Source organism: Bradyrhizobium tunisiense (genome assembly GCF_042263385.1).
Classification (GTDB): Bacteria; Pseudomonadota; Alphaproteobacteria; order Rhizobiales; family Xanthobacteraceae; genus Bradyrhizobium; species Bradyrhizobium tunisiense.
This window is the reverse complement of sequence record NZ_JBHLEV010000018.1, coordinates 1-2,483: the sequence shown is the minus strand read 5'-3', so window position 1 is coordinate 2,483 and position 2,483 is coordinate 1. Positions and strand designations below refer to the sequence as shown.

2 protein-coding genes are annotated in these 2,483 nt (G+C 64.7%); both read right to left on the bottom strand.

The window, feature by feature from the left end; all coding sequences use genetic code 11:
• A partial coding sequence (locus ACFDR6_RS36295; RefSeq protein WP_375861378.1) for a DUF1522 domain-containing protein occupies positions 1-1,828 on the bottom strand: 1,828 nt, incomplete at its 3' end.
• Between the two features lie 363 nt (positions 1,829-2,191).
• Positions 2,192-2,483: flagellin (locus tag ACFDR6_RS36290; RefSeq protein ID WP_375861376.1), on the bottom strand; the 292-nt coding region annotated here is incomplete at its 5' end.

Here is a 2,483-nt window from a genome sequence, read left to right as displayed (position 1 = left end):
AGTCGATCTGGTTCAGGATGTTGTTGTACTGAGAGACCAGGTTCGCACGCGAGGTCTGTGCGACGACGTCCTGGATGGGGGTGGAAGCCGTCGAGAAGGTCAGCGCCGAGGTCAGCGTGCCGCCGATCGCACCACCTGCGGCGCTCGATCCGATGGTCGAGGACGCATAGTCGTTGGTGGTCGAGATCGTCAGCAGGCCGTTGGCGTCGATCGTCGCGGACAGGTTGTTGGCCTGCAGCTTGGTGTTAAGCTGATCGAGCGTCTTGACCGTACCGTTGGTGCCGTCGCCGAAGGTGACGTTGACCGCCGTGCCTGCGTTGAAGGAGGTGAAGGTCAAGGTCTTGCCGCTGATACCGCCGACGCCAGAGGTGCGGGCCGCGGTGAACGCGGTCGCCGTCCCGGTGTTGCCGGCGAGGCCAAGCGCGTTCAGCGCGTTGCCGGTGCCGGTGATCGACAGGTCGGCGTTAACGCCGGTCGAGAGCTTGAGCTGGCCCGAGGCGTTGATCGACGAGTTGGTCTGGCCGGAGGCAGTCGCAAGCGTCGCGGTGCCGTTGGCGCCGATCGTCGCGGTCTGCACGCCGGTGGCCAGATCGATCGCCTTCAGCACGTCGTTGACCGTGCCGCCCTGCAGATAGACCGTCGAGTTGCCGGCGCCGTCGGTGAGGACGTTGCCGCTGGCACCAAAACCTGTGGGAACGCTGGGAGCACCGGTCGAGCCCGGGATCGGCGCGTTCTTGAAGGTGATGACGTGACCGTTGACGTTCAGCGTCGAACCGTCGGTGATCGTCGCACCGAGCGAGGCTGCGGTCGTGGTCCGGTTGACGGACACCGTGGCGTTGCCGCCGCCGACCGATGCGCTCAGGCCAAGAGACTTGAGCAGGTCGGCCTTGCCGGTGACGCTGAGATCCGCACCCGTCGAGCTCCTCAGAGTGACGGCACCGCCGCCGACGCTCGAAGCGGTCTGGTTGTTGCTCGTCGCAATCGTCGCAGCACCGGCGCTGATGGAGACCGTCTTGACGCCGCTGGCGAGATCGACCGCGGTCAACAGGTCGTTGACGTTCGCAGTCGGGGTGCCGGCCGTGCCGAGATAGATGGTGGTGTTGCCGCTGCCGTCGGTGACGAGATTGCCGCTGACGCCCGAGCCGGTCGGAACGCTGGCCGCCGCCGGAGCGGAACCGCTGCGGAAGGTGATGGTCTTGCCGTTCACGGTCAGCGTGTCGCCGTCGGCGGGCTGAGCGTTGCTCGCCAGACCGGTTGCGGTCGTGCCGTTGGTGGCGATCAGGGTGATGGTGCCGGTCAGGGCCGTGGTGCCGTCGCCGGCCGTTGCCGCGGTGCCCGCGAAGGCGCCGATGGTGGCGCCGAGCGTCGTGGTGCCGCTCGCAGCCGTCGTGCCGCCGGCAGCGCCGCTATACAACACGTTGCTGCTCGCCGTCGCGCTGGCGAAGCTCGTCGTGCCGCGCAGGTCGGCCGACGTCGCACCGGAGATGGTGGTCGAGACGTTCGACTTGGTGGAATAGCCTACCGTGGTCTGCAGCGCCTGGTTGGCGATCGACTTGGCGCTGTCGATCAGCTTCTGCAGCGAGGTGATGCCGGTGTTGGCAGCCTGCAGCACCTGCACGCCGTTGGCGATGCCGTCGAGCAAATTGTTGATGTCGCTGGCGCGGTTGTCGAGCGACTGTGCCGTGAAGAAGTTGGTGGGATTGTCCAGGGCCGAGTTGACGCTCTTGCCGGTCGACAGACGGCTCTGTGTGGTGGCGAGGAGGTCAGCGGTGGACTGGAGGGAGAGCAGGTTCTGACGAACCGACGAGGAGAGGACGATACCGGACATTGAGTGTTACCCTTCTGGTACGCAACGCAACAAACAAACTTCGATTAGGATTAATCGATGCCGGGACGGTGAACGCAGACGGCTAACAAAGCATGAAGCGTGTCGCGGCAGTCCTTGCCCGGATTCACCATACGCGCGTTCGGAGCCGGATCGTGCACGCCTATATCGTCATGATAGGATGATGCTTTTTGGTGCAGCGACGAGGCATTTGCGACTTATCAACCATAACTCAGAGTGAGCAATTCGCTGCATCCGAACGCATCCACTCCGGCCTCGCCGAGCGGCACCTTGATGCCGTTGCAAAAAGAAAGCGGCGGGGCCGAAGCCCCGCCGCCGTGATCGTCTTGCGATGTCGTCCGCTTGTTAGCGGAGCAGCTGGAGCACGCTCTGCTGCGACTGGTTGGCCAGCGACAGCGCGGAGACCGCGATGGACTGGCGGGTCGACAGCGCCTGGCTGTTGGCCGCTTCGGTGTTGGTGTCGGCCAGGGTCAGGTTGGCCGAACCGGTCTGCAGCACGTTGATCAGGCTCTTGTTGAAGTCCTGACGAACCTGCACCACCGAGAGGTTCGAACCGAGGGCCGAAGCTTCCGAGCGCAGCGTGCTCGACGCGGCGTTCAGGTTGGTCAGCACCTTGTTGGTGGCAGCGTTGTCGATA